The sequence below is a fragment of the Pseudomonas sp. 3MAES_34.3B genome (genome assembly GCF_058145875.1).
The window spans coordinates 4,077,656-4,103,154 of the sequence record NZ_CM176960.1 but is presented as its reverse complement, the minus strand read 5'-3'; the positions used below and the strand labels follow the sequence as shown (position 1 = coordinate 4,103,154).

Annotated in this window: 18 protein-coding genes and 3 pseudogenes; 5 read left to right on the top strand and 16 right to left on the bottom strand. The window is 53.4% G+C overall.

Annotation, left to right across the window (positions count from 1 at the left end; genetic code table 11):
* Positions 1-174 precede the first annotated feature (174 nt).
* A complete protein-coding gene (locus AC3Z8Y_RS18240) occupies positions 175-681 on the top strand; it encodes a YciE/YciF ferroxidase family protein (protein ID WP_490087005.1) in 507 nt (168 codons plus the stop codon).
* Between the two features lie 1,628 nt (positions 682-2,309).
* Here the strand turns inward: AC3Z8Y_RS18240 and AC3Z8Y_RS18235 are convergent.
* On the bottom strand, positions 2,310-3,023 hold the full coding sequence (locus AC3Z8Y_RS18235) for a hypothetical protein (protein WP_490087004.1): 714 nt from the start codon (positions 3,021-3,023) through the stop codon (positions 2,310-2,312).
* 2,608 nt (positions 3,024-5,631) lie between these two features.
* On the opposite strand from AC3Z8Y_RS18235, the gene AC3Z8Y_RS18230 reads away from it, so the two are divergent.
* From AC3Z8Y_RS18230 to AC3Z8Y_RS18220, 3 genes are all read left to right on the top strand, one after another.
* Positions 5,632-6,054, top strand: a complete 423-nt coding sequence (locus AC3Z8Y_RS18230) for a hypothetical protein (RefSeq protein ID WP_490087003.1) — start codon at positions 5,632-5,634, stop codon at positions 6,052-6,054.
* Positions 6,055-6,997: 943 nt separating this feature from the next.
* Positions 6,998-7,186: a hypothetical protein gene (locus AC3Z8Y_RS18225; protein ID WP_490087002.1), complete on the top strand. Its 189-nt coding sequence runs from the start codon at positions 6,998-7,000 to the stop codon at positions 7,184-7,186.
* Positions 7,174-7,653, top strand: coding sequence for a sugar phosphate isomerase/epimerase family protein (locus tag AC3Z8Y_RS18220; protein ID WP_490087001.1), 480 nt, complete (start codon positions 7,174-7,176; stop codon positions 7,651-7,653). Before AC3Z8Y_RS18225 ends, AC3Z8Y_RS18220 begins: the two co-directional genes overlap by 13 nt.
* Before the next feature lie 54 nt (positions 7,654-7,707).
* On the opposite strand, the gene AC3Z8Y_RS18215 is transcribed toward AC3Z8Y_RS18220, so the two are convergent.
* The 7 genes and pseudogenes from AC3Z8Y_RS18215 to hxsD form a co-directional block, all read right to left on the bottom strand.
* A complete protein-coding gene (locus tag AC3Z8Y_RS18215) occupies positions 7,708-9,168 on the bottom strand; it encodes a hypothetical protein (protein ID WP_490087000.1) in 1,461 nt (486 codons plus the stop codon).
* A gap of 506 nt (positions 9,169-9,674) precedes the next feature.
* Positions 9,675-10,121 (bottom strand): GNAT family N-acetyltransferase, encoded by a 447-nt coding sequence (locus tag AC3Z8Y_RS18210; RefSeq protein WP_490086999.1) that lies wholly within the window; start codon positions 10,119-10,121, stop codon positions 9,675-9,677.
* A gap of 111 nt (positions 10,122-10,232) precedes the next feature.
* Positions 10,233-10,370: pseudogene (locus AC3Z8Y_RS18205) on the bottom strand (IS5/IS1182 family transposase); the annotation flags it as partial.
* A gap of 176 nt (positions 10,371-10,546) precedes the next feature.
* Positions 10,547-11,164: a His-Xaa-Ser repeat protein HxsA gene (hxsA, locus tag AC3Z8Y_RS18200; RefSeq protein ID WP_490086998.1), complete on the bottom strand. Its 618-nt coding sequence runs from the start codon at positions 11,162-11,164 to the stop codon at positions 10,547-10,549.
* Positions 11,151-12,389, bottom strand: a complete 1,239-nt coding sequence (gene hxsC, locus AC3Z8Y_RS18195) for a His-Xaa-Ser system radical SAM maturase HxsC (RefSeq protein ID WP_490086997.1) — start codon at positions 12,387-12,389, stop codon at positions 11,151-11,153. Before hxsC ends, hxsA begins: the two co-directional genes overlap by 14 nt.
* Before the next feature lie 2 nt (positions 12,390-12,391).
* Positions 12,392-13,882: a His-Xaa-Ser system radical SAM maturase HxsB gene (gene hxsB, locus AC3Z8Y_RS18190; RefSeq protein ID WP_490086996.1), complete on the bottom strand. Its 1,491-nt coding sequence runs from the start codon at positions 13,880-13,882 to the stop codon at positions 12,392-12,394.
* A 2-nt stretch (positions 13,883-13,884) separates the two neighbouring features.
* Positions 13,885-14,187 carry a His-Xaa-Ser system protein HxsD gene (gene hxsD, locus AC3Z8Y_RS18185; protein WP_490090034.1) on the bottom strand — a complete coding sequence of 101 codons (303 nt, stop codon included), beginning with the start codon at positions 14,185-14,187 and terminating at the stop codon, positions 13,885-13,887.
* On the opposite strand from hxsD, the gene AC3Z8Y_RS18180 reads away from it, so the two are divergent.
* Positions 14,129-14,410 (top strand): hypothetical protein, encoded by a 282-nt coding sequence (locus AC3Z8Y_RS18180; protein ID WP_490090087.1) that lies wholly within the window; start codon positions 14,129-14,131, stop codon positions 14,408-14,410. The genes hxsD and AC3Z8Y_RS18180 overlap by 59 nt on opposite strands.
* A 66-nt stretch (positions 14,411-14,476) precedes the next feature.
* Here AC3Z8Y_RS18180 and AC3Z8Y_RS18175 read toward each other — a convergent pair whose 3' ends face one another.
* The 8 genes and pseudogenes from AC3Z8Y_RS18175 to AC3Z8Y_RS18140 all read right to left on the bottom strand — a co-directional run bounded on the left by AC3Z8Y_RS18175 (position 14,477) and on the right by AC3Z8Y_RS18140 (position 25,370).
* Positions 14,477-14,755: a hypothetical protein gene (locus tag AC3Z8Y_RS18175; protein ID WP_490086995.1), complete on the bottom strand. Its 279-nt coding sequence runs from the start codon at positions 14,753-14,755 to the stop codon at positions 14,477-14,479.
* A 1,245-nt stretch (positions 14,756-16,000) separates the two neighbouring features.
* On the bottom strand, positions 16,001-17,425 hold the full coding sequence (locus tag AC3Z8Y_RS18170) for a hypothetical protein (RefSeq protein WP_490086994.1): 1,425 nt from the start codon (positions 17,423-17,425) through the stop codon (positions 16,001-16,003).
* Positions 17,426-18,073: 648 nt separating this feature from the next.
* Positions 18,074-18,250, bottom strand: a complete 177-nt coding sequence (locus AC3Z8Y_RS18165) for a helix-turn-helix transcriptional regulator (RefSeq protein ID WP_490086993.1) — start codon at positions 18,248-18,250, stop codon at positions 18,074-18,076.
* A 24-nt stretch (positions 18,251-18,274) separates the two neighbouring features.
* Positions 18,275-19,666 carry a tyrosine-type recombinase/integrase gene (locus AC3Z8Y_RS18160; protein WP_490086992.1) on the bottom strand — a complete coding sequence of 464 codons (1,392 nt, stop codon included), beginning with the start codon at positions 19,664-19,666 and terminating at the stop codon, positions 18,275-18,277.
* A gap of 1,010 nt (positions 19,667-20,676) precedes the next feature.
* Positions 20,677-20,979 (bottom strand): hypothetical protein, encoded by a 303-nt coding sequence (locus AC3Z8Y_RS18155; protein WP_490086991.1) that lies wholly within the window; start codon positions 20,977-20,979, stop codon positions 20,677-20,679.
* A 229-nt stretch (positions 20,980-21,208) separates the two neighbouring features.
* Positions 21,209-21,646, bottom strand: a pseudogene (locus tag AC3Z8Y_RS18150) (methyl-accepting chemotaxis protein); the annotation flags it as partial.
* Between the two features lie 114 nt (positions 21,647-21,760).
* Positions 21,761-22,432 (bottom strand): annotated as a pseudogene (locus tag AC3Z8Y_RS18145) (PAS domain-containing protein); the annotation flags it as partial.
* Between the two features lie 190 nt (positions 22,433-22,622).
* Positions 22,623-25,370, bottom strand: coding sequence for an O-linked N-acetylglucosamine transferase family protein (locus AC3Z8Y_RS18140; protein ID WP_490086990.1), 2,748 nt, complete (start codon positions 25,368-25,370; stop codon positions 22,623-22,625).
* Positions 25,371-25,499: the final 129 nt, after the last annotated feature.

The following is a 25,499-nucleotide window of genomic DNA, read 5'->3' as shown; positions in this document are numbered from 1 at the left end:
GAAAAGCGAAGCGCGCAGCACAAATCGTACGCAAGATTCTCTGATGAACAGGTACTGCTCGACCCTATAAGCTCCCAGGGCGGTAGCGAAGCGCTTTTGCTGCGACAGCACGCGCTCCGGTTACCCAGCAGAAGCGGTATGCCCAGCTCCGATCAACGACGATGAGGTATCACCATGGCCCGTACAACCGTAGAAGATCTGTTCATCCACGAGCTTTCTGATGTTTACAGCGCCGAAAAGCAGATCACCAAGGCGCTGCCGCGGATGGCTCGCGCTTCGACCAATCCTTTACTCGCTGAAGCATTTACCACGCACCTTGAGGAAACCCAAGGGCAAATCGAGCGGATCGACCAAGTCGTAGAAGTCACTGGATTCAAGCTCAAACGCATGAAGTGTGTGGCGACTGAGGGTCTAATCGAGGAAGGTAAAGAGCTGCTTGAAGAGATCGAGAAAGGGCCAGTACTTGACGCAGCCTTGATCGGCGCCTGCCAGAAGATCGAGCACTACGAAATCGCCGCGTATGGCACCTTGGTTGCCTTAGCCAAGCATCTGGGGCTTACCGAAGCCGCATCACTTCTGAGCGAGACCCTCGCCGAAGAAAAGGGCGCCGACGAAAAGCTGTCAGCAATCGCAGAACAAGGCGGTAACCAGGCGGCAACTCTAGAGAAAAAGAAAAAATAAGACGAACAGGGCGGTCTCTGACCGCCCTACCTTAGCTTTTTTCGAAGCAAACATTTTTGACGCGGCAACGGCTACTCAAGTGCAGCGGGGCTAATAAATTTGATAGCCGCTACGCGGAAGGCGCCAGTGGGGTTACTGGCCGATTGCGCCCTTGGAAGAAATTCCTGTCCTTTTCCCTAATGGCATACTTCTGCAAAGCTTTTGTTGGTCGCCACTTTGCGATCGACAATTCACAGTGTGGTTAGCGTCGCGTCCATAGATAATGGATCGTTTGAGCGGCTGTTTTTAGATACCTGGTGTTGATAGAGCCGGCGTCAGGAACTTTGGTGGCTGTGGAAAGTTCCATAGACGGGTCTCTAAGCCTCTATAACGCCCCCTGAGAGGTTTTAACTGGATCTTGGAGGCTCAGGTAGGGGGAAGGCGGTAATTCGCCTTGGAGAGCATTAGATGCTTGGTTGGTTTTACGTTTTCCAGTTTCTAAATCTAGTTTTCCAGTTTTTAATTCTTAAGACGATGTTGCAATCCATCTCTACGTGTAGCGCGTGCGCGTGCGCGTATACACAATGTTATACATATTTATAGGTTTATATATTACTCATAGGAAGAAAGCGGTGTGTCAGTCGCCGGCCTGCTGGCCAGCTTCCTGCGTAGCAGGGTTATTTGGAAGCAACAATAAGCATTTTATTTTGAAAAAAAATCCTGTCAAGCGAAATATGCTTGAGCTATGTGTTTTGCGACATAGGTCTCATTTTTAGGTCTCATTTTTGAGGCGCTTTAAGATCTGGAAATTAACCTGCATAAAAAATCTTTCCGCTGCGCTGTTTGAAATGTTTGCTATATAAACGATTTCACGAAGATCGATTCTTCTGCACGGCAAATATTTTTGTGTGCCCGACTGCGTTCACCGAGATCGGAGGACGTTGTTCGCTGTATAAGCGTCTATAGCGTTTTCCTATTAGACTGCATCGCTAAACACAGCGAAATTCTTCGGCGTAATTGTCTTCAAAGGAGTCTTGTTAAGTTGCTAAAACCAATAATCGTTGCGCCCGCGTGCGGTAGATCTTAGCGTGCATCCTGTGGCTACCTGCCGGATAGTGGATCTCCAAATGGCCGTTACGTATCAACGAGGCAATGCGGTTCCTGTCCACTGAGAGTGATCGAGACGCCTCGTTGCAGCCGATAGTTTCCTGCATCAACTGGGAATCCATACGGCATTATGGCTGCGTTTAGGATTTTGGGCCTGAGAAGGATCGAAGCCAAGCAATAAGCGCAAGGGCATGCTTGCACTGCCAAGGGTCGTAATCAGGCGAATGAACTGTTCTAGGCTACTGTAGCCAGTTCCTATCTGTGCATTATTCGTTGCACAGGTCGTGGAACAGAATTGGTCTAACGTGCCTGCCGCCAACCTTAAGAGGCATCCTTGATTGGGTGGGGAGGGCGCCGCTGAACGGTGCGGGTTCGTCTTCGAACAAGGAAAATTGCATGGTTCGATGCGTGGGTTAGAATCTTCACCAACGGTAGACCAAGTAAAACCTATGAGCGACGCCCCTCGAATCTGGAGCGGCGCCAAATGCGTACTGACGTTGGACGCCAGCGCCAAGTGAGCTTGGGGAACAGAGCCAAAAGCCCTATGAATCCTGCTCTGCTAGATCAAGATTCACTCTGCCAATGTTTGAATAGAGACCTTGTGCGGTATCGACGACGCTATCGCGATCAGGCCTGTTCCAGTTCACATGGCTTAATCCCATCAAGGTATAGATTTTGATTCCGTAATTTTTTTCGATGTCATAATAGATTTCTCGTAACTCCGACTGAATACCGCGCGCCATTGACCCATTTGACGAAGTTGGCTTGGCTTTTCTAAGCGTAATTAGCTTGAATATTTTATCTTTCGTATCATAGTTGTCCATGATACCGTCAAGCTCGGTTTTTATTTCTTTTTCAACTTTGAGTCGTTTCGACCGTAAGCAAGAGGCTTCCTGTCTTTTTTCACAAAATTCGATTTTTGCTTTTGATAGATTTTCACGAATTACCATGATTGAGGAGAGTTTACTGATTTCCTTTTGAATCTCTTCTACTGCCTCTGTAACTTCTTTTTCAATAGCCGCTAGCTCCTTTTCGCTATCGCCTCTTTCGATCAACTCATCAACGTTAAGGCTGTCGGAGGCTAGGGAAAACTTTTCCAGTTTATTGAGGGATATTGTAGAATGCTTGACTATCCAAACTTTTTTGAAACCGTTCCAGGTTGCTGTTTTAAAAACTCCCTTGAATACGTTTTTCAATGAGAAGGGAACAGATACTTCGATTTCGCTTCCGGCGATATGGTATTTAATTGCTGACATAATTTATTCTTATACGACCCCCTAATTGAGGTCTGTTTATAATCTACTATGCAGACTTATAATGGCGCAAGTATTTTCTAAGATTTTGTTGCTAGCTTGGATTGGTGATTCAGCACTGTTTTTGTTTGGCTGGCGACTAGCAATTGTCTAAACCCATAAAGCAGCATTGATCGATTTGTTATAGGCTTTGCAAAACTCTGCCTGCTATCGACAATTCAGGGTACAGCTAGGGCCGCGTCCATAGAACATAGGTTGTTCCAATGATGCCTTGTGTTGATAGACCCGGATTCAGGGGCTTTGGCGGTTATGAGAAGACCCATGGATGGGTCTATAAGCCTCTATAATGCTCTCTAAGAGGCTTTAGTGGAATCTTTGAGGCTTGGGTAGGGGTTAGGCTGTAATTCGCCAGGGAGAGGATTGGATGCTAGTCCAATTTTCTGGTTTTCTGGTTTGTAATTCTTAAGATAATGTTGTAATTCATCATGATATTTCGCGCGCACGTGCGCGTATACATAATATTATACATATTAATAGTTTATATCCGTGTTATCAGGGAGTATGCGGTGTGTCAGTCGCCGGCCTACTGGCCAGCTTCCTGCGCAGCAGGGTTGTTTGGAAACAACAATAAGTATTTTATTTTTGAAAAAAATTATTGTCAAGCAAATTATGCTGGAGTTATATGCTTTGCAACGCAGTTCTCATTTTTTTAGATCTATAGATTTACTTCTGTAGGGAATCTTTTTGCCGTGGCGGTTGGAAATATTTTCTAAATAAACGATTTCACTCAAAGGTCGTGCTTTCTGTGTAGTCCATAGTGTTTTGTATGCACGACAGAACCGACACATAACAAGGAAAACTGTTAGCTGTATAAACGCTTGTTCCAATAACCTATGCCTTTCTCGGCTGCAACACTCTGACCCGTTAAGGCAGGTTAAATCCGCAGGCCGAGGGTTTCCCGGTCAAGCAGTACGGAAAAACAACTCGCGGTCCAACGACAGCTACGAACTGCGACCCACGCCAGCTGCGATCGCATCTAAGATTTCGGCATTTTACACGATCGTATCGACCCGATTAACCTGGCCTTCATTGCCATCAATGATGGCCTCTCGCTTAGGCTCATGGGGTAGACAAAAGGTGTTTTGAGCGTAGGTGCGAGCAGGTCATGATTGTTGGTCTTGGCGGCAAAAGTAGAGCCACTAAAATTACAGATTACGCTGTGGATGGCGCTTTTTGGTACGAAATTTTGCGGTTTGTGTAGTGTAGTCGGTTGAGTTGTTTGCATTATTGACTTTTTTCATGCCTATCATTGGAAGCGCGGCCTATAAATTTATGTGTTGTTTAGCATCCTAGTCTTCAAGCCATTCTGGATGATAGACGTGCTGAGTGCTGCAAGTCTGAACCTTGCGAAGATATGAGAGATTTCATGGGCACGATTGGTATTACGGGCGATATGAAAAAAACGTTTGGTAGGTAAACGGCTCTCCGACATACTTAGATAGTTCCTGTGTGGGATGGTGTCAATATGGTTGACGCTTTAAGCGTCAGTTGAGCTGACAATCTTAGGAGGTTGTAGCGGGGTTGTTATCATTTAGTTGATATTATATCGTTTGAAAAAATATCACTCCAGGGACTTGACTTGCATTTCTTGTGGCGTACTATTGAATTCGTCATCTTTATAGTTGTTTGGGATCTCGGAGAAACTGTATGCTTGGGTATTCGTTTGGTCAGGTCAGAATGTTCATTGAGCCTAATGCTTAGCGCATTAGAGTGGACCACACTACGAAGGTGAATTACACTCGTGATGACGACATCTTCTTTGATGTTTCCAAGCATCCTTAACCTTTTTGGCCGTTCAAGAGAGAAGTCTGAAATTCTCGTGGAATGATTGCTGTTTTGAACGTAGTCGCCACGGCCATCTACTTTGTTCTTGGGATAGCTTGGTCTTCGCCAAAACCTGACGGCCGCTTGCAGACTTCCGTTTATGCTTTTCTCAGTCCTTGCAGCTTGGTTTAGCTACGAGACAACATACTTACCCCATGGGAACCTCTAGCGCAAAGCGCTGCTGCACCAAGGGAATTGGCAATAGCCCAAACGGGAAGAGTGCGCATTGATACTACTCACTAAATGGCTACGGATAAGAGAACGCATCGACCGCTACTTCCGGACGAAATGCCTCCAGCCCGGCAAGCTACGTGTTTCCGGGGCCGGGGGGCTGCACATCGACATCGAGGACATCTCTTCATCAGAGTCCGCGAAAGTCGCTCGGCGCGCAGCGTATTTCGTGCTTAGCCCAGAGCACCGCCCAAATGCTGCTGCTGACGACGTCGCGGTGATGCGCAGATCGCTGGACGACAGTACCTCTCCGACATGGGTCGGACACGTTTGCCAATCTTTCGAGGGACGGCTGTTTCTTGAGTTGGAACCGCAGGCTGCTGATGCGCTTGGCTGGACCGAGCGGGACAGGATCGGGTTTCGGCGTTTGTACAGCGGTGAGCTTCTCACTTTCGTCGATCGAAGGGCTAGAGCCGTAGGCGCTTAAGCCCTGGCGAGAGCCAAACCACGCCGGCGTGAAAGACCCACTATCTACACAGGTGCCCCGGAGTTAACCATGACACAGGATTTTGAGAGAGCAAAGGCAAAGCTGATCGAAGACTCGGGCGGCCTTGCTTTCACCGGGTTCATCACCAATGCACGCATGAATCGGCCCCCTGTGGTTGAGGGGCAGATCTGGCAACACGCCAGAGCGGAGCCTTCAGGTCGGTTTGCAGACGGTCACCGTATCCATACCTCATATGTTGCTGAGATTCATATTGCCGGGGACAGTCTCTGGGTCGTCACCGAGACTGGAAGCTACTATGGGATTCTTTCCTTTGCGCCCATGGGGTGGCGGTGGTTCAGCGAACAGATGCACGAGACTTCTGACACCCCGCTTGCGCCGCTCGTTGTCGATCATGCAGATCCTTCGTATACGCCGCCCTTACGAAAAGAGCCTAGGGCAGGGCGCAGTGCAGAAAATGTTGAAGCGACTTGAACCGTGACCGGAAGGCAGACTTAAACGAGGCGATAGTAGCCGCCATCCTTTCCGCCCTCCAGCTCATCGGGACTATCCCCGCCAAATTCATGAGCATTCCAATCGATCTATGGCGTTAATGAAGAAGCACGGGATGCTAACAGGCGTCTCTTCGGGCGTTGCAGCAGGGATGGAACACTTGGCAGGCGCTCCGGAAGATCTAGATGTATCACTTGCGAGAGTGGGTGAAGCTGAGCGGTAGACCCGTTGCTGCTGGGGCGCGATCAACGCTATTAGGAGGTAAACTAGTGCACCGTATTGACTCACGTCTGTCTCAACATCTCATCGATAAATACCCGTCTGTCTTTGAAAGCGGGGATCGAAACCGGCTTGTCGCCGAATGCGGGCCAGGTTGGGGGGCGATACTGGAAACGCTGTGTTTCCTGGTAAACGAACGCAACCTACGTGGAACCGACGGGGTCGCAAAGATCCGAAGGGTGCAGGAAAAATTTGGTGCAGTTCGAATCTTGATGCATCAGTCATCACCCGAGATCGAGGCCTGGATCAACTTCGCTCTCCAACACTCGATGCGGACCTGCGAGGTCTGCGGTGCGGTAGGGAGGCTGGTGTTCTCGGAGGGTTGGCAGCGCACGAGATGCGACGCCCATAAAGCAGACCCCATTCCAACGGTGGAGACAGGCCCTACATCCGACTGAAGGGTTCAGGGTACAACATCCTCATATACGAAAGGCTCTATTCCGGTCTTTACAGCCTGGAAAGCCTATCGTTTTAGGAACATTCATGGACATCAGCATCGTAACTTGGACCCTAGGCATCTACTGATGCGGCAAGCCTGGTCGAAAAAGCAAACGCGCTTGGATTGCAGGGAATTCAATACGCGGGGGACCACCGTGATGAAGATCCCGTTCGGCTTCGTCAGCTTACAGAACAAGCGAATCTAAAGATGATCGCTATCGACCCTTTCAATGCCGCACCGCCTGATCCATCGCAAGCCTCTGAAGCCGCGGCAATCGAGCACTACATGAAGGTCGTAGATTTTGCCGTGGCCACCGGTGGGGTGCCGGTGACCCTTCATGGGCTGTCGCTCTGGTCCAAAAACTGCTCTGACCGAAAACCGCCATGCAGCGTCTGATCGCGTGCTGCAAAGCTGTGGATGCGTACGCCCGCGAGAAGGGAGTAGGTACCCTCTATGAAGTCTGCAACCATTACCAGGTCCCGCTCATCCATACCGCGGCGCAATGCCGGGATCTTATGAGGGAGGTAGGAAGCTCCAACCTTCGGATGATCCTGGATAGCTTTCACACGAACATCGATGAGCAGAACCCGTTGCAGGCTTTGAGAGAAAACGCTCGCGATCTGGTGTGCTATCACATACCCGCCTCCGCCCGCGGGGGCATCGGGAGTGGACATACCGATTTCAAAGCGCAGCATGATGTGCTCATCGCTAGAGGCTTCACTGGCGAGATTGCTATCAGGCCAGTGCTTCCTTCCCTGACCCCAAGCACCGCGCCCAGTACAGATGATGACAAGCGTGTGCTGGACGGGGAGATCACGCGAAGCGTGTCTGAATGGAACGGTTATGCGAGGGCGTTGTTGTAGGCCCTACACGGGTTACGATGCTAGAGCCTACCCCGGCAAATGTTTTTACTAGGCTCATTTGGCGCACAGTTGTTTACGGGCTTTGACGCCACAGCGAATGATGTCTCTCACGGTCGGGTTATTGAAATAATCCACATGAGCACCGGTGGGACCTTCAAGCAGGAAAAGCCAGCGCGGGGAGTTTTGCACGAATACATCGGTCACATTTACTACCGGCCGTCCCATTGCGTCAGCCTCAGTGCTCACATATCCCCTCGGCACGTGCCAAGTCAGCAGATCGTTGGTGTCATTGAATGAAATGATTTCCAAGCTGCTCGCTGGCTTGTGTGTGTCCTTAGCGATCTGGTCCTTGATGGCAGCAATCTTGAGCAGGACATTACCGAAAACGTATGGTTGGGACTGGGTGATTGGTGACTCAGGTACGCCAGCAGGCTCGCTCTCGATCACGGCGGGTTGAAGCGGGGACTCCGCTGGTTTATCTGTACCGGTGGGAGATATCGCCGGTTGATTCAGAATGACTGAATAAGGTCTCTGAATCGATCTATCCGACTGTACGTCTGGCGGGACATTTGCCAAGCCAAGTAGCGCCAACTGATTCGCCATCATGTAAAAGGCGGGGGTATTGTCGAGCATGTGCTCAATAAATGGCCGCGCTTGCTTTCGATAGTCTTTTTCGAAAATTCTATTTACCTCCGCATTCGACATAAGGTCAATGAACATATCGTAGGTTATGCGGCTACCCAAACTATGTGTTACAAAAATATTTTTGTACGTCGGGCGAGCGCTAACTGGCGCTGAGGGCCAAGCGCATTTTGCACTGTTCTTCGTGTCGGTGACCGCGTGACAGAGCGCTTCGGCAACACCTCCTTCGATCGTCTTCCTATAGGTGCCTGCATAAAGCAACGCGTCGGCCAGGTTTCTATCGAATACCAATTCCTTGATCGTCTTATTTAGCGGAACCCTCCAAGGCGCTTGTACGGTTGGCAGCAATTTGTCGCTGCTGTTTTGCAGGCAGTCCGGGCGGTTACGACTGGCAAAAATCGACGGTGAATCATATCCAAGCTGGTCACTCTTGATCCATTGGGTCAAGGAAGACCATGTGATTTCAATCGCTTCTACTTTTATTTCTGCCCGGCCAGGCAGCATCAACCTATAGTCTTTTCTTGCGAAGCTGACCTGTGACCGCCCGTCTTTGACACCTTCCATATAGACGCCGGCCTTGATGAATTGCGGCTCGGGTATCTCGTTTGAGACCGCGAACAGTCCGATTGCCTCGGCATTATCTTTGTTCAACCAACCTTTGCGTTTGCCGAGTGCATAGAGAGGGCAATGGTCACCTACACCATGCACCAATATCAGCCTGACAGGGGTGCTATCAGGCAGCAAGTCGCTTAACGACCTCAATTCTCCGGTAGGTTTACCGGTGACATCAGAGGGTTTGTAAACCAGCGGCTTCGAGGCACAACCAATGCACAGAAGAGGGAGGGCAACGCACAGCATTCGGAGAATTTTCATGTTCTGATTCCTTGCCAATGGACGTGGTTACGCATATCGGCATTGAAATCACGCAGCCTGGACGCTGAAAGCACGAACATTGATGCCTCTGTGTACAGTAGACAACCGTTGCAAAGGTGCCACAGGCGGGGCCCACTGCTTAGGGCTTGTATAGCTTCGAAAGTCGCATGTGAAAGGCCAGAATGTGTATGGCCTGTTGCTGCAATGCTGCACTATGAGCTTCGTCCCCTCTGTCCGCCTAAGGAGGACGCTCTGCGCTGCATAGCCGATTGCGGATCACTATGATCAGGCGAGCACATGTTTATCAGCTTACCAGTGATGGCGATCGGATCGGTGAGCACGCCAGTCAGATAGAAGTCGACCACGTTTGCTTTAAAGCGATACGTCGCTGCGAGGAAGATTGGATTGAAGGAGAGGTGAGCGTGTCGGCCCTCCAGCGTAAACGTCCGGCCAAACCACCTCACGCAGGTTCGCCATCTGGGCCGGCCTGTGGCAAGCCGCCTAGGTTATGTAAGGTTTTTTTGGAAGTAAACACGATTGAAACCATCCTCCGTGCGCTCCGCTACTTTTACATAACCAAGCCGGGGATAGATCGACAGGTTTTCTGTCATCTTTGCATTGGTATATAAGTGAATGGCGTTCACACCACGCTGTCGCGCGGTATTTTCACAAAAGCTAATTAGCGTCTTTCCGACCCCACGTCCGGCTGCGTTCGGGAGGACTGCCACGTTTTCCAATAGGAAATACCCATCCTTGACATAGAACACAATAAAGCCCTGAAACCTGGCTTGGTTGTCCGTCGCCACATAGACCACTCCTGCCGCTATCTGAGTGATGAAATCGGCAATCATCGGGGCTGGCTTGCGCCCGATCACTGGCACATAACGAGCGTAGGCTTGTTCAGCGCAATTTCTTATATCGGGCTCATCACTTGCTTCGGCTAGCCGGATCATATTGCTTTCCTTAAGAAGACCGGTGAGGCTGCTCGGGCATGGGCTAGTCTGAGCAAAGGTCAATATCCCTTCCACTCGCTATCAGGCGCCAGGATCGTGAGCATGAAAGGCATCAACGGAGCAGGCGTAGATGGCTGAGCCACTTGGAGCTGCGGTCCAACGGGCTTGAGGATCAGTCAGTGACAGGCGCTTCGGTAGCGTTTCGGCCAGACCCTCTTCATCGTGCGCCTCAAGGTACTCACGCACGGCCGGGTGCTTAGCGTTGATTTGCGTCGTTTGACCCCGTGCGCATCAAGAGTCTTGAGTATGCGCGCCGCCTGAGCGTAGACGGGATTTCGCCGGCTTTGCACCCATCGCCATGCAGCCAGGAATAGGTCCACCATATCTTTGAGACTTGGCACAATGCAGGTTTTCTTATCAAGCAATCAGGGAATCGCAATCCCCAACGCGTTGAGAGTAGGCGTGTCCATTCTGCCGCTGTTTACGATGCCGGAGTCAGCCTGGAACACCATGAGCGCCCCCCGTGTGCCGTTGCCTAGCACGCCATCGATAGGTCCTGAGTAATATTTCTTGATCATCAGTGCCAGCTGAACTCTTCTCACAAGCATCGATAGGTCGGCGGAGGCTGGCTCTGAGGCAGCCCCCCCTAAGTTCGATCCCGTGCTTGAGGGTGTAGAGGTTCGAGGAGTCGTCCCCGATGTCGCGCTGGGAGTAACGGAACGGTAGAGGCTGGAGGTCGGAGCGGGGGAGCTGTAGTACGACGGAGCCGGAGCACTATACCGTGGAGAGCTGTAGCCGCCCGAGCTGCTGTAGTGAGAGCTGTGGGAGCTGTGTGAGCTATGAGAACTATGCGCCGCATACATGTTCACAGCATCGCTTGCGTTCAAGGTGTTTTTGAAAACGGGTGGCGCACTGTGCGGTTGAGGAAGCCAGTCACCTGTTGCCAACGGAGCCTGACTCGCGTCGGCGAATTGACTGGCGAGCATCGGCGCCAGAGCTATCGATTGTCCAATCAGCACTTTCCAGCGATCAAGCAGTTTCATACAACGCTCCTTGCAATGTCTCTAGTTCTTCTGGTGAAAGCGGATGGATGCTTCGGCTCTGCCAGCGGACCGAGTGAGATTTGAAAAAACCCGCGCAAGCGTGCTTGGCTGAACACGCTTCGCAGCTGGGGATGAAGACGTTTTTCCAGTCGGAAATGCTCCGGCGATAAAACCTTCCAAGGCTCGGTTCTAGAACACATAACGGGAGGTTGTAGACCGACACTGCCAGGCCTCGAATGTCGAGAAAATGAGCGGCCAACGCGAGTTGCTCCTGGTAGTCCGCAGGGTCGATCCACAGAAGGTCATAGTTCTTCTTAGCCAGCCCCGTGTTCTCGATGCCCATCAAAGCAATGTGCTGCGTAAAGGGCAGGTTCCTGAACACAAAATGAGACCATTCCGGCAGCCGGGTAACCGTCAGCTTGCTCAAGACCATTCGAATTTCGATCCGCTGCCCGGCTCGCTGAAGGTTATAAAGGCCGGCCATGGTTTCGGTAAACGCCCCTGGTGCATTCACGACTTCGTCGTGGTCTGCTGCATTATCCGCGTACAGGGGGATGCCCCAGGTGACGTTCGGGTGCGAAGAGTTTTTGAGATCTTCCACCCAGCTCATGTCACTTAGCAGGCGACCATTACTGAGAATGTGCAGCGCTTTTTCCGGTACCACGTCCCTGGCGCGTTTGATGATTGACAGCAATCCGGGTCGATAAAGGGTTGGCTCTCCGCCGCTGATCCCGAGCTGCTCAACGCCGGGATCAATCAGATCCAAGAGCCTTAGATTCTCATCGATATGCCAACGGTCATCGACATCTTTCGGCGGCTGGGAGCACATCAAGCACAGACTGTTGCAGCGGTCCGTCATGAACAAGAGGTTGCTGTTCGCTCCACGGCGGTAGAGCACACGTACCACCTCGGTATCTGGACTGACCGCAATGACATCTCCAGGGCGCACTACTGACGGATCGGCAGGACGACTGAGAATCAGGCCGGGGAATCCAGGAGACGCCACTGAATCATGAGAGAACAGGAAGCCACCGACGGGCAGAGACATGAGCTGCTCGTTGTGGATTGCCGACGCGTCGTCCATCCGAAGAATCAGATCATCAAAATCAGCATTTCCCGCGCAAACTGCGGTTCCTTTTTCGATCAGCTCCGCCGGTGTTATGACCTTCAATAGCTTCGGTGCCTTCGCATTCTCGATGTGATATCGCGTATCTCGGCGCAGCATAGTCACCCCCTGTATCCGGCAGATGGGAGGTCAGATACCGAGCGGCGTGAAAGCCAGGACATCAATACCTTTTGGGTGCTGCGATCACCGTCTTTCAGCTGGTTGAAGAGGTAGGTCAATAATGCTGTGTTCTTCTCACAAAAGGAGCTGAAGCTGCGATGTCCGATCGGATCGGCCTGTCTTGCATACTGCTCAATGGGATCGGCGCCACAGTACGGTACCAACGCACAGTCGGAGCAACCTGGAAGCGCCTCGGCGACCCCGGCAGAAAGCAGCAGTTCGATCACGGGTGAGCTGAGCAAGGCAGCTAATGGCTGCCTGACGCTGCCCAGCTTCAAACCATTTTCGCCCATCTCGAGTAGCATTCGGGACTCATCCGAGGGGTAAACGTCGCCGTCGTAGTTGTAAACGAGGGTGCCTAGACCGGCCCCCAGTGGTGACCTTAGGTCAACATAGCCGGACGAGAAGGGCGTTAGCACGTTGGAAAGCAGGAGCGACATGTAGCCTTCAGCCAGGAAGGTGCCGCTAGCATTGACTGAGATGAGGTATGCCATTGCCTTTTTGTAGAAGGCGATGAATTCAGCCATGGTGTAGTCGAGTCGCTTGGCCGATGTTTTCGCAAACCCGTAGGGACTCAACGGGCGAAGCGAGACGCTTTTGAATCCTTGCGCCACATACTCATCAATGATCTCGTCCGGATACTGGAGGCTTTTTGCTGTGAGCGTGGTCAGGGCTGACACCGCATCATGGCCCAGCCGTTCACGAACCCTGCGCACGCCATCAATGGTTCGTTCGTAGGAGTTTTTCCCGGGCGTCGGCCTGTTCGAATTATGCAAAAACGCTGGGCCATCCAGCGAGGTGGAAAACTGGATCTGATGCTCGAAAGCGAAGTCCAGGACTTCTTCGGTCAGATGATGCAACGTAGTCGTGATGACGTACTGGATGCTTCGTTTTTCTGTCTCGTTTCGCCGCCCGACTGACCTCACAATCTGTTGGATGCGTTCGAAAGCGAGTAGCGGTTCACCGCCCTGGAACTCAATAGTCAGCGCCTGGGAGGATGACTCGAATACCCGGTCAATGGCATGTTCAGCATCTTCGGCCGAAAGGTCGTGACCAGAGCCGCCCAAGGGCGCACGAGAAACCTGACAGTATTGGCATGTGTGATTGCAGCGAAGCGTTACGACGAAGATGTGCAACGCCGGCCCGTCAAAGACGAAGCTCTTGCGGCTTCGATATTGAGCTGCGATCTCAGGAATAGGGTTATGGCTGCCAGGCTCGTAAATGAAATGCCGAGCCAGTAGATCTTTGTAGAGCGGTGTATCAGGGATCAACTGCCTACGCACGAGCGCATGCAGGCTTGGTTCGGACACAAACAGATATTCCCCGGTCTCGGCGGTCAACAGGATATTGGAAGCACTACTGGCTCCCAAACGCAGGAAGCGAAAGGGCAATAGACGATATCCAACATCTTTTGCGATCAGGTGCCCCTGCATGATCAGAGGCCCGCTCCGCGGAGCGCAGCAGCTGCAATGATCTCACGCAAGCCAGACGTTTCGCGCTGGATCTCCTCACGCAGAGCAAAGTCGGTGAGGTGCCGTAGAACAAGCTCGCGAGCAGCGTCTGGTGCGAGATGCGAATCGGGACCCGCTAGTAGCGTCGGTACGACATGTAGCGTAATGACCGACTCCGAGCGATGAATACTGATGGTCAGTGACGAGGCGAGGGCATAGGCGACTCGCTTGGCCACGCTTAATGAGTACACGCTACTGTCCAGCGTGACGGATACATCCCAGCACATCATTGAGTCCATTCGGGCAGGCATTTTTAAAAATAATGACCTGCCGGCCGGCGAAATGCCATCAAATGTAACAAAAAATTTTCACCAGCCGATGGATTGCTGCCTGATCACTAAGCTCCGTTCTGGTTTCGTGCTTCCGAAGCCGACGACTGCCATGTATATCTGGCTACGTTTGGCAAACAAAGCAAACGTCGGTGCCGTAAGCAAGCGGAGTGTTTTGTAAGCAGGGCCGCGTTTCGACTCCGAGGACGGAACCCCAGGAGGGTATTTCACCCATTTGCAATGGCGCTCAGGGCGAGCATGCGCAGAGGTAACCTGGTGTCTGCACCAGCGCCAGCTGCTGCCATAGGGTGCCAACCCGGATACCGATGGCGGAGTAGGCCGGGCCAACCAACGCGGCGGTGTCACATCGAGTCACATCAGCCCGGCTGAAGCACGCGTAGCCATATTCGCTATTCGCAAGCTGCACGGCGCCATCTACGTCATAGGCGGCATATACCGGATCTGGACCAATGCAGAAGGCACGCAAGGGTCGGGTCTGATTTACAGTTTCGTCGTGTGCTCTCATCTGGGAACTCCTGTGTATTAGGTGGCAACAACAGCTGTGATTTGCTGAGCCAACTGGTCGGTCTGGTAGGATCTCACTCCCGGTAAACCAGAGAAAATCCCGCTACCTCTAGAGCCCTTGAGCAGGGGACCCCAGATACCATAGGCAGGAGTACATTTGTACTCTTGACAAAAATCTACTGATTCATGGGCAACTGATCGTGGCACCTCCGCGCTCTAAGGGTAAACATCAGACTGCGGACCTGCTTTCGGCTACCCGTCTCGCCCGCCCATTTGTGGGCTTTAGCGAGCGCAAATATCGCCGATGTGTAACGAGGATATTTGAAACAGCCTGCTGACCGCCGGACGTAGAAGTCAGGCGCCATACCTGTCTTGCCCGCCCATTTGCGGGCTTTAGCGAGCGCAAATATCGCCGATGTGTAACGAGGATATTTGAAACAGCCTGCTGACCGCCTGACGTAGGAGTCAGGCGCCATCCCCCGTCTTGCCCGCCCATTTGTGGGCTTTAGCGAGCGCAAATATCGCCGATGTGTAACGAGGATATTTGAAACAGCCTGCTGACCGCCGGACGTAGGAGTCAGGCGCCATCCCCCGTCTTGCCCGCCCATTTGCGGGCTTTAGCGAGCGCAAATATCGCCGATGTGTAACGAGGATATTTGAAACAGCCTGCTGACCGCCTGACGTAGAAGTCAGGCGACATACCCGTCTCGCCCGCCCATTTGTGGGCTTTGGCGAGCGCAAATATCGCCGATGTGTAATGAGGATATTTGAAACAGCCTGCTGACCGCGGACGTAGAAGTCAGGCGCCATCCCCCGTCTTGCCCGCCCATTTGCGGGCTTTAGCGAGCGCAAATATCGCCGATGTGTAACGAGGATATTTGAAACAGCCTGCTGACCGCCTGACGTAGGAGTCAGGCGCCATCCCCCGTCTTGCCCGCCCATTTGTGGGCTTTAGCGAGCGCAAATATCGCCGATGTGTAACGAGGATATTTGAAACAGCCTGCTGACCGCCGGACGTAGGAGTCAGGCGCCATCCCCCGTCTTGCCCGCCCATTTGCGGGCTTTAGCGAGCGCAAATATCGCCGATGTGTAACGAGGATATTTGAAACAGCCTGCTGACCGCCTGACGTAGAAGTCAGGCGACATACCCGTCTCGCCCGCCCATTTGTGGGCTTTGGCGAGCGCAAATATCGCCGATGTGTAATGAGGATATTTGAAACAGCCTGCTGACCGCCTGACGTAGAAGTCAGGCGCCATCCCCCGTCTTGCCCGCCCATTTGCGGGCTTTAGCGAGCGCAAATATCGCCGATGTGTAACGAGGATATTTGAAACAGCCTGCGCCCCGCCGGACGTAGAAGTCAGGCGACATACCCGTCTCGCCCGCCCATTTGTGGGCTTTGGCGAGCGCAAATATCGCCGATGTGTAATGAGGATATTTGAAACAGCCTGCTGACCGCCTGACGTAGAAGTCAGGCGCCATCCCCCGTCTTGCCCGCCCATTTGCGGGCTTTAGCGAGCGCAAATATTGCCGATGTGTAATGAGGATATTTGAAACAGCCTGCTGACCGCCTGACGTAGAAGTCAGGCGCCATACCCGTCTCGCCCGCCCATTTGTGGGCTTTAGCGAGCGCAAATATCGCCGATGTGTAATGAGGATATTTGAAACAGCCTGCTGACCGCCGGACGTAGAAGTCAGGCGCCATATGCGTCGCTTCTCGAACGCTTCCGAGCGCTGGGTACGGATAACCTGGAGTCGTTCGGGGCTGAATGCGAGCACCGCCGCGTTGAGGCCTTTTACGATACTGGTAACCTGAACGCTGGTGTCGCGCTTTTGCCTCGCAAGCGCTGATGGGTCGGTGGTTTTAAGCCGCTTGTCGAGTGCTTCCAGGGCTTTCAGGTTTTCAGGCGTCCAGCGCAATAGCTGGTCAATTGCCGCAGGGGTCATCGAGCTTAGACTTCGATAAGCTATGCCTGCGAAGGTGCCCTGGTGGACTGCTGGAATCGCTGGGAGCTGACTGACAAGCAGATCCTGTTCTGCTTGCAATATATCCTTGACCGCGTCAGTAGCAGCGGCCAGCTTTACGAACAGTCCCATGATGGGCGGGCTGTACGTAGCTGCGCTTTCGCTCTTGAGGTAGTGCTGGGCTTCTTCACTGTCGAAGATGTCGATTTCGCGCAGCTGCTCGATCGGTGGGTGAGTGATGTGCCACTCGACGCTTCCCGACGATTGATCCAAATCGAAGTTGAGGGTGCATTTACTGGACGCCGGAGCAGCCTGGAAGACGTTAGGCTTAAGATCGCTCGCACGTGTCTTGCCTGTCGCCTTTTTTAGGATTCGGGTGTAGCACGACTTTCCTGAGCCGTTGTGCCCATAGATCACTGTTAGATTGCCGGTGCCGAAATCCAGTGGCGCTCGAGGCCCGAGGCTTTCGATACCGGTAACGTCAGCAATGCTTAGGAGTCGCAGCGATGACCCGGCTGGAGCATGGGTTAGCTCCTCGAAAGGACGGTGTTTGGTGACCGCCTGCCCAATTGACGTCTTGAGCAGGGCTGCGATCGCCCTGACGTCATCTTGCGTGAGATCGCCCTGTTTCAGCAGCCTATCAGCCGTCTCCTGAAGCCAATCTGGCTGCTCAAGCAGCCACTTGCGAACCTTTGCCTGTACGTCCATGTCGGTCCCTTCGATCGTAGGTAACATGACGCTAACAGAGCGCCATGTTCCAAGCAATTTTACACCGCCTGGAACACACTCTTCAGCTTGTTGATAAACGATCCATCGTCTTTGAGTATCAAAGCGGTAATGCAAGCGTTTGCTGTAAAGCGATCCTTATATTCAGCGTGGTAACGGGGTGCCACCCACTCGATCGGCCACGCTCCGCCATCCAGCTCGTCCTCAAGCTGCGCGGGTCGAAGCGATAGCCGAGGGTTAGCATCGTGTATCCGCTCTCTATACAGGCAAACATGGTACCGCATGGTAAGCTCGTACTTGGAGGCTCCAAGGATTGCTTCGACTGATATCTGAGAAAACCACTTGCCCCCGCGGGAGCTGAGGAAAGGGCCAGAAAGGTCCAGTGTAACCCTGCTAACTTGGCCAATCAGCGGCTCAAAGTAGTCCAGCCCTGCGGCAGCAATAGTTGAGTTTGCATCCATTTTCTCACTCCTATGTGAACTTGAAAGAAATATAGGATGAAAAAATTCAACGTCAACAAACTGAGATTTTTTATAGCTTAGGAAACTGGCGGCTTTAAAAAAACAAAACGACCTGTCGGTCGTCTTTTTGAGTGCTTGTTCAGCATGAGCGCGAGGGCTCCGGTTACGTCTAAGCTAAGATTTGTTCGTCAATCCAGCTATCAACATCGCTTTCGAGCCAGCGGCTCTTGTTTGCAATGCTAATCTGTCGAGGAAATTTCCCAAGGCGGATCTGCGCATAGATGAATGTATGGGAAAATTTAACCTTGTCGCAAACCTCTTTGATAGTGAGTAGTCTTTTGCTCATCTCTGTAGCCTTTGTTATTTGATACTATGCTACCTCCTTGCGATTTGATTTGTAAATAGAAATCTCGGTTGTCTGTGCAATTTTATTTGAGATCAGGTCTTCGATAAAGTCCGACCATTTTTGCCACATCTCTGCATGATCACCGAATAGCTCCTCTTCTTTAATATAGATTCGGTCGAGCACGGTATCAATGTCCATGTCTGATTCAGTATGTGCAATCATTGCATGGATTAATGCCTTTGCTGCTTTTAGCTCTCTACGTAACCCGGTAGCGAAGCTTCGCCGAACGTCATGGGGTGAGAAGTGTTCAAAGGTTAGCTTTTGAATCGGCCCTTTATGATGCAGTCCAAATAGTCTGTCGAACCCCCGTCCAGCTGTTCCGTAGCCTGCCCGTTGACCATTATATTTGGGGGAAGGGAAGACGTAATCCGTATCATTGCGATAAGGGTTCACCAAGCTGAGAGCAAAATTCGTAAGGTATACTTGGTGAGGTTTTCCGTTCTTCATTCTCGTTTCAGGAATGTGATAAATGGCACCGTTAATACTGTTGTCACGGTGATAGAGGATCTCTAGATCACTCCACTGCATCTCGATTATTTCCTGGGTTCTTAATCCCGTGAGAAAATGAATTTTGCAGCAGGCCGTGCCAACGCTTGAGGTTTTGCCAGCGTCTCGGTAAACGTCGAGCATCTGCCAGACGGCTTTAATCTCTTCAGTGCTAAGCACCCTGTGATCAAGATCATGCTCTTGCTGCACGTCGAGATCAGCCTTCGTGTAATTCTTAAGCGGATTGTCGTTGCGACTCATTTCTCCGCGCTTTGCAGCGAATTTGAAAATGTTGTTCAGGATTGTATAGATGATGCTGGCCGTTCTGGTGCCATTTCCCTTATTGTTGCTGTGTTTACCAGCGTTGTCACCCACACGGGCTATTAAGCGAACTACCTGTTGTTCATCAATTTTGCTGAGCTTGACGCCGCCAAGGGTATCTTTGATCCATTTGTTGTAGCGACCTAGATAGTCGGTAGCAGTGCTAGGCCTAAGGCACCGCTTTGGATCAGCCTGCTCTAGCTGGAATTTGAAATACCGATCAGCGATGTCGCCGAAGGTAGGGGTGGTGTCTACAACCTCCCGGTCAGGCGCGGGTTTCGGATCGATCCCTTGTTTAACCTTAGCCATGACAAGGAGATGGAGGGCTTGTGCTTCTTTGAGCGTGAGGTAACGCCCACAAGGATTCATGTGCGTTAGATCGGTTTGGTTTTTGTCGCCTTTCATGCGGTAACGGGAAACGAAGCTTCTGGTGCCGCGTTTGTTGATCTGGCAGTAAAGGCCGGCTTCGATGGGAATGCGAGAACGTTTTCCGGGGTGTGCTTCAGCTTGCTTGATCAGCTTTTCAACATCTTTCAGGGTTGGCTTCATCGGGATCCTCATCCTCTGTGATCCCTCAATTATCCCTCAAAAATCGTTTACCGTCAATTCCGGAGCCTTACGTGGGCGGTCATGTCAATAGGGTAAACGTTTGAAAACACTGGGTTATTCCCCTTGAACAGGGGGTTTGCGGTCTTCAGGCCAAGAGATTCGAAATCCGTTGTACTGGCAACAGTACCTAGGGTTCAAATCCCTATCTCTCCGCCATATATAGAAAACCCCCGCAAGTCGTCGACTTGCGGGGGTTTTTTGTTTCTGCCTTGTCCACTCAGTTTGAATGCTGAGAGCGGCCATCACGTGCCGAAGAACGCGCGCGGTCTTGGACGGCTGCTGCATGGTCTCAATCGACCACATGCAATCCCCGCGGTGTAAATGTAATGGAGGGCAGGAATGGCAAGTTGCCCGCATACGAATTAGCGCGATAGTCAAAAATGTATATAAAGGGAATCGCTCCAGAACGTGGCGTCACTGCCTTATTGCTTGGAGAAACGCAGCAGTTACGATCACCGCTAGAACCACAATCAAGGTACCACGAGAAAACATATCAGTGCTTCCCTTAGGCTCTGGTGGAAGAACCTCTTGAATCGCTGCAGTGCGTTGCCTGGACTATTGTCAATGCGATTTTTCATAGCGCAGCCAATCCGTATAACAATAAGATAAGCTACGATCGTTTGAGCGATTATGTAGTGGATAAATTGCTTAATAGTTGGAAAAGCGAAGAATAGGGTCATTAGTGGTATGCCTATCATTCCCATCCAGTAGATTTTGTTCGCAGATGCCTTGTCCTTTGCATTAAAGGCCTGCCCTATCATCAGGGTTCGAATGGCAAGCAGGACGATCAAGGTCATCCTACACAGAGCAAGGTCAGGGCCATGGGCAGGATGATGATGAGGATGATGGCTTCCATAGGTGACGACCTTATATGCACTATCAAGCTATCGCTGAACAAACGAACCCTTGAGCTCGACTGGCGCCCCTATATTAAAAGAAATCCAACGGTTTCATTTTGCTTTCGGTCTCATAAGGGCATTACCAACCAGGAGCACCAGAAAATAGGCCAGCCCTATTGGTATAATGACTGCATGGAGAAACGGCTTGATCGCAGAAAAACTAAATAGGAATGTTAGGGCGGGAATAATGACCATGCCGGCCCAATAAGCCCTATCCCCTGCGTCGATGTCGTCCATCTCGGGAGTACCCCCAGTCATCAACGCACGGACACCGAGCATCACAATCATAAGGATTCCCCCGAAAAGGAAGGTTGCCCCCATAGGTAAGATAACGAAAAAAATAATGACTTCCATGTTTTAAAACCCTACATGCGATTTATAGTTTTCGGCGACTAGATAGAATTCTTCATCTGCAGCCCAGCGACCCCCGGCTGGAATCTCTACTGCAGGTCGACCTTACCGGGTACCACATTAGCTACCGAGCCGTTACCTTCCTGACTAATCAATCCGCACCGTAGCTCCGGCTCATCAGTTCGTGCCGTATTCCCAATCAGCTGCTATCCACATTGTGGCCAATCGCAGGTTAGGCCTCAGCCGAAAGCTGAGTCGCGAAGCTCTCTACGGCGCCGACTACCCGCTTGGCTCCGTCCTGAATCTCGTTAATCACCGTTCCAGCCTGATTGGCGAGGTGCAAGCCAGACTCAGCCTTGTGTTTGCCCGCGCCTATGGTGGCTACTGCATCACTGGCCAGTTTCTGATTCTGTTGAACCACGGTCGCGATTTCTCCGGTGGCTTGTGTGGTCCGTGAAGCCAGTTGGCGAACTTCATCGGCTACCACGGCGAAACCGCGGCCCTGTTCTCCCGCACGCGCCGCTTCGATGGCCGCATTCAACGCGAGCAAATTGGTTTGTTCAGCAATCCCACTGATCGTTTTAATGATGGTGGAAATCACCTGGCTCTGCCGATCCAAGGCTTCGATACCTTCAGCGGCGCTTTGCATATGGTGAGCGAGGTCATTCATTACCTTGACTGTCTCTTGCACCACCTCGGCACCGCGCTGTGCGGTGTCATCAGTGCCCACTGACGTGTCATAAGCCACCGTCGCTGCCTGGGCAATGGCCACCTCACGCTCTACTTGCTCAGTAATGACTGTCGCGACCTTCACCACTTTGTAGAAGTTGGCATTGCCATCGCGGACCGGGTTGTAAGAGGCCTCCAGCCAAACCTCTCGCCCCCTGCTGTCAATCCGCTTGAAGCGCTGAGCGACGAATTCTCCACGGCGCAGCCGGTCCCAGAACGCTTGATACTCGCTGGAGTTGGCGATGTCGCTGCTGCAGAACTGGCGGTGATGCTTGCCCTTGATCTGGTCTTGGGTATAGCTCATCGCCTGCAGGAATAGATCGTTGGCGGCAAGCACATGGCCGCTCATGTCGAACTCGATAACCGCCGTGGAGCGCATGAGTGCCTCAATGAAGTTCTCATGGGCACGAGCGGTTTCGATAGTGTTGGTCTGGTCAATGGCGTAGCACGAGAACTTGAGCAACTTGCCGTCTGTGCTGTGTACGGGGTGCATGATGACGCGCAGCCAGGATTCACGGCCGTCTTTACGCGATAGCCGCCACACACCAAAAAAATGCTCTCCACGCTGCATGGCGGTTCGCATCTGCGCGTACTGTGGATCGTTCCTGGCGTGCTCGACAAACAGGCTCTCCAGCGGCTTGCCCACCAGTTCGTCGTTACGGTATTGCAATACGGCTTCAAAATTGGCGTTCACACTGAGCACGCACCCTTGAGGGCTGAGCCGCATGTGAATGGTTTCCTTGTCCAAGCCCTCACGCACCTGCCGGGAAATGGCCACCTCTTCACGCAGGGCAGCTATTTCGTTTTTCAGGCGTTTGAATAAAGAAAACATGGCATGGGCTCGGCACGGGGAAGGTACCGAAGTGATCGACAGCGCCCAGAAAAACTTGAAGGCAGCCGTCAGCACGCCAGAGCACTCAAACCCGCCGCGCATACACCTCCACATGCCCCCGATACCGACTCGGAATCGCCAAATCCACCACTTCGAACCCGCATTCACCCAGCAGGCCAATCAGTCGCTCGCGGCTGAAGTGGTGGTAGCTCTCCAGTTCCTGCCAGTAGGGGTTCGCCCCGCTGGCGTCCATGACTTTCCAGCTGGACGAGCCCAGATCGGGCAGGCCTACAACCAGCAGGCCACCCGCGCGCAGCAGGTGTGCGGCCTTGCTGAGCGCGTCTTTCGGGTATGGCACGTGCTCGAGCATGTCCATCATCGAGATCACATCGAAGGTAGCGTCGAACGGGTGGGCCATGAAGTCCTGGTGCACGGCGTTGAAGCCCAGTTGGCGGATCTGCGTCACGGGCGCCAGCCTTGCATCCAGCCCGGCGCTGGCGAAGCCGTAGTCGGCTGCGAGCATCAACAAGGCACCGTCACCGCAGCGGGCGTCGACCCAGGTTGGCGGTTGGCCAGTGCCCAGTGCTGCGTGATAGCCGCCCATCAGGCTCACCACTTTGTCGACTACCGGCGCCCAGGCGCTGCGCATGGCGTCGTAGCGCTCGGCAGTAATGGCCAGCCGAGCGGCGTCGACCTTGCGTGCCACTTCGGCAATACCGGCCGGTGTCCAGTACTGGCGGGTATGCACGTGCCCGCAGGCCGTGCATTTCATCCATTCCACTGAAGGCGGCAGCGCCGCGTGCCACAGTTCATGCCCGGTGCAGTTGGCAAACCCGAGGGTTTCCCTGGTGCCTTGGCACAGCGGGCAGGCGGGGTAAGCGTTCTGTAGCGGCGCTGCGGCGATGTCGTTGACGGCCGGGCAGGCGTTGGCCGCGTTGATCGGCCCGCAGTCTCGCACGTCGATATGCGCGCCTTTTACACCGGGGCGGTGCTGCTGGACCATCTGCTCGATGGCGGTTTCGAAGTTGCGGGTAAACCGCAGCGTATCGAACAGCGGTGTGCTTAAACGGTTGGCCGCTACCTTGGCACGCAGCGCCGTTCGGTACTCCGCGTCGGTGCCGATGCGCCGGGCGATACCCACCATGGCGTTATGGTCGGCGCCTACCAGCTCTGGCAACTCGATGGCGTTGATCAGGCTTTCACTCACCCGCGACGAGAAATGCCGGCCGCGGGAGGTGATGACCGGAACACCGGCCCAGAGTGCGTCGGAGGTCGTGGTATGGCCGTTGCACACCAGTGTGTCGAGCACGGCGTCGGCCAGTTGCAGGCGGGCCAGGTGATCCTGGGGCGCGGCGAACGGGGCGAAGATCAACCGTTGGGGGTCAACCCCGGCCAGCTGCGCGTAGTGGGTGAGGTTGGTAATCGCCTCGTCGCATTGGCCCAGCAACCAGAGCACGCTGTTTGGCACTTCGGTCAGTACCCGCAGCCACACGGTAAAGCTCGTGCGGTCGATCTTGTAGGACTGGTTAAACGCCCCGAACACCACTTTGTCTTCCGGCAATCCATGGGCCGCGCGGTTGGCCGGCTGCGCGGCGGCGCTGCGTTTACGGTCGTTGCACTGGTAGGTGTGCGGCAGGCGGCAGAACGCTTCGGGGTAGAAGGGCGTGCTGCTATCTGGCGTGACGAAACGGTCCGAGACGATGTAGTCGATGTCGGTGTTCGCCGCGCTGCCCGGATAGCCCAGGTACGCCACCTGCAGCGATGCCGGCCGGTACGCCATGATCCCCGGCCGCCCGCCGCCGGTGTAGAGTTTCAGGTCGAAGAGGATATCCAGCTGGTCAGCGGCCATGCGCTCGGCAGCCTGTTGATCGGTCATGGCGTGGATGGCGATCACATGCTCGCAGCTCTCGGTGAAACGCTGCCGATACGCCGAAACATCGGGCGCGCTGTAGTCGTAGGCAAACACCTCGAAGCGGCTACGGTCGTGGGCCTCGAACAGCCCGGCCATCAGGTGCATGGTCGCGTGGTTGCGAAAATCGCAGGACACGTACCCCACGCGGATTCGCCGGCCCACCACTGGAGCCGCCGCCCGCGCGGGCAAAGGCTCGACGGCCGGGACCATGCGTTTCACATAGGCTTGGGTCACGCCCAGGTTGCGCGCTTCGTCGGTGCACCAGGTGAGGTGCGTGAGCGGGTATTCCTGCGGCGCGTCGAAGGCGCCCTGATCGTACCAGGCGCCGATTTTCTGCTGCAGGGCTTCCACCCATTCCCACTCGCAGGTGAAACGCGCCGGTACCAGCGCTGCACCACGCACGGCCGGGTCTTCAGGCGCTAGCGCGATGATCGTTTTGAAGGCGCCGGAAGACTCTGCGTAGAGGTCGTTGCTTTGCAGTAGCAGGGCCGCGTGAGTCAACAGCCGTGGGTTGGCACTGACCGTCAGCTGCCGGCGAGCAAACTCGATGCCCTCGTGCTGGCGGTTGGCGTTGAAGCAGGTGGTGATCAGTGCGTCCAGCACCTCTTCGTTATCGGGTGCTTCCTCATTGGCCTTGCGCAGGCACTGCAAGGCGTCGTCAGTGCTGCGCATGGCCGCCAGCAACACACCGGCCGCCAGCCAGTTACGCACGCCGGCGCCTTTGCTGGCGGCGTGCCTGAACGCTTCCACAGCTTCGACCAGGCGCCCGGTCAGGCGCAAGGCTTCGGCCCGCAACCCCAGTAGCGCGGGGTTTTCCGGCGCCTGGCTCAACAGGTGGTCAAGCTCGGGCAGGGCCTCGGCGCAGCGGCCGCTGGTGATCTGTTCGAGTAGTGCCGCAAGGCGCTCTTCTGGATGGGTCATAGGGCTACGTTTTCGAAAGAAATGATCGCGAGATTGCGACGAAGACATCCGCGGATATCCAGTGCTGGGAAAAAAGGTGAAGCGTTAACGGGGTGGTGATCCTAGATCCCGCTGTCCGGGTCCGTCCAT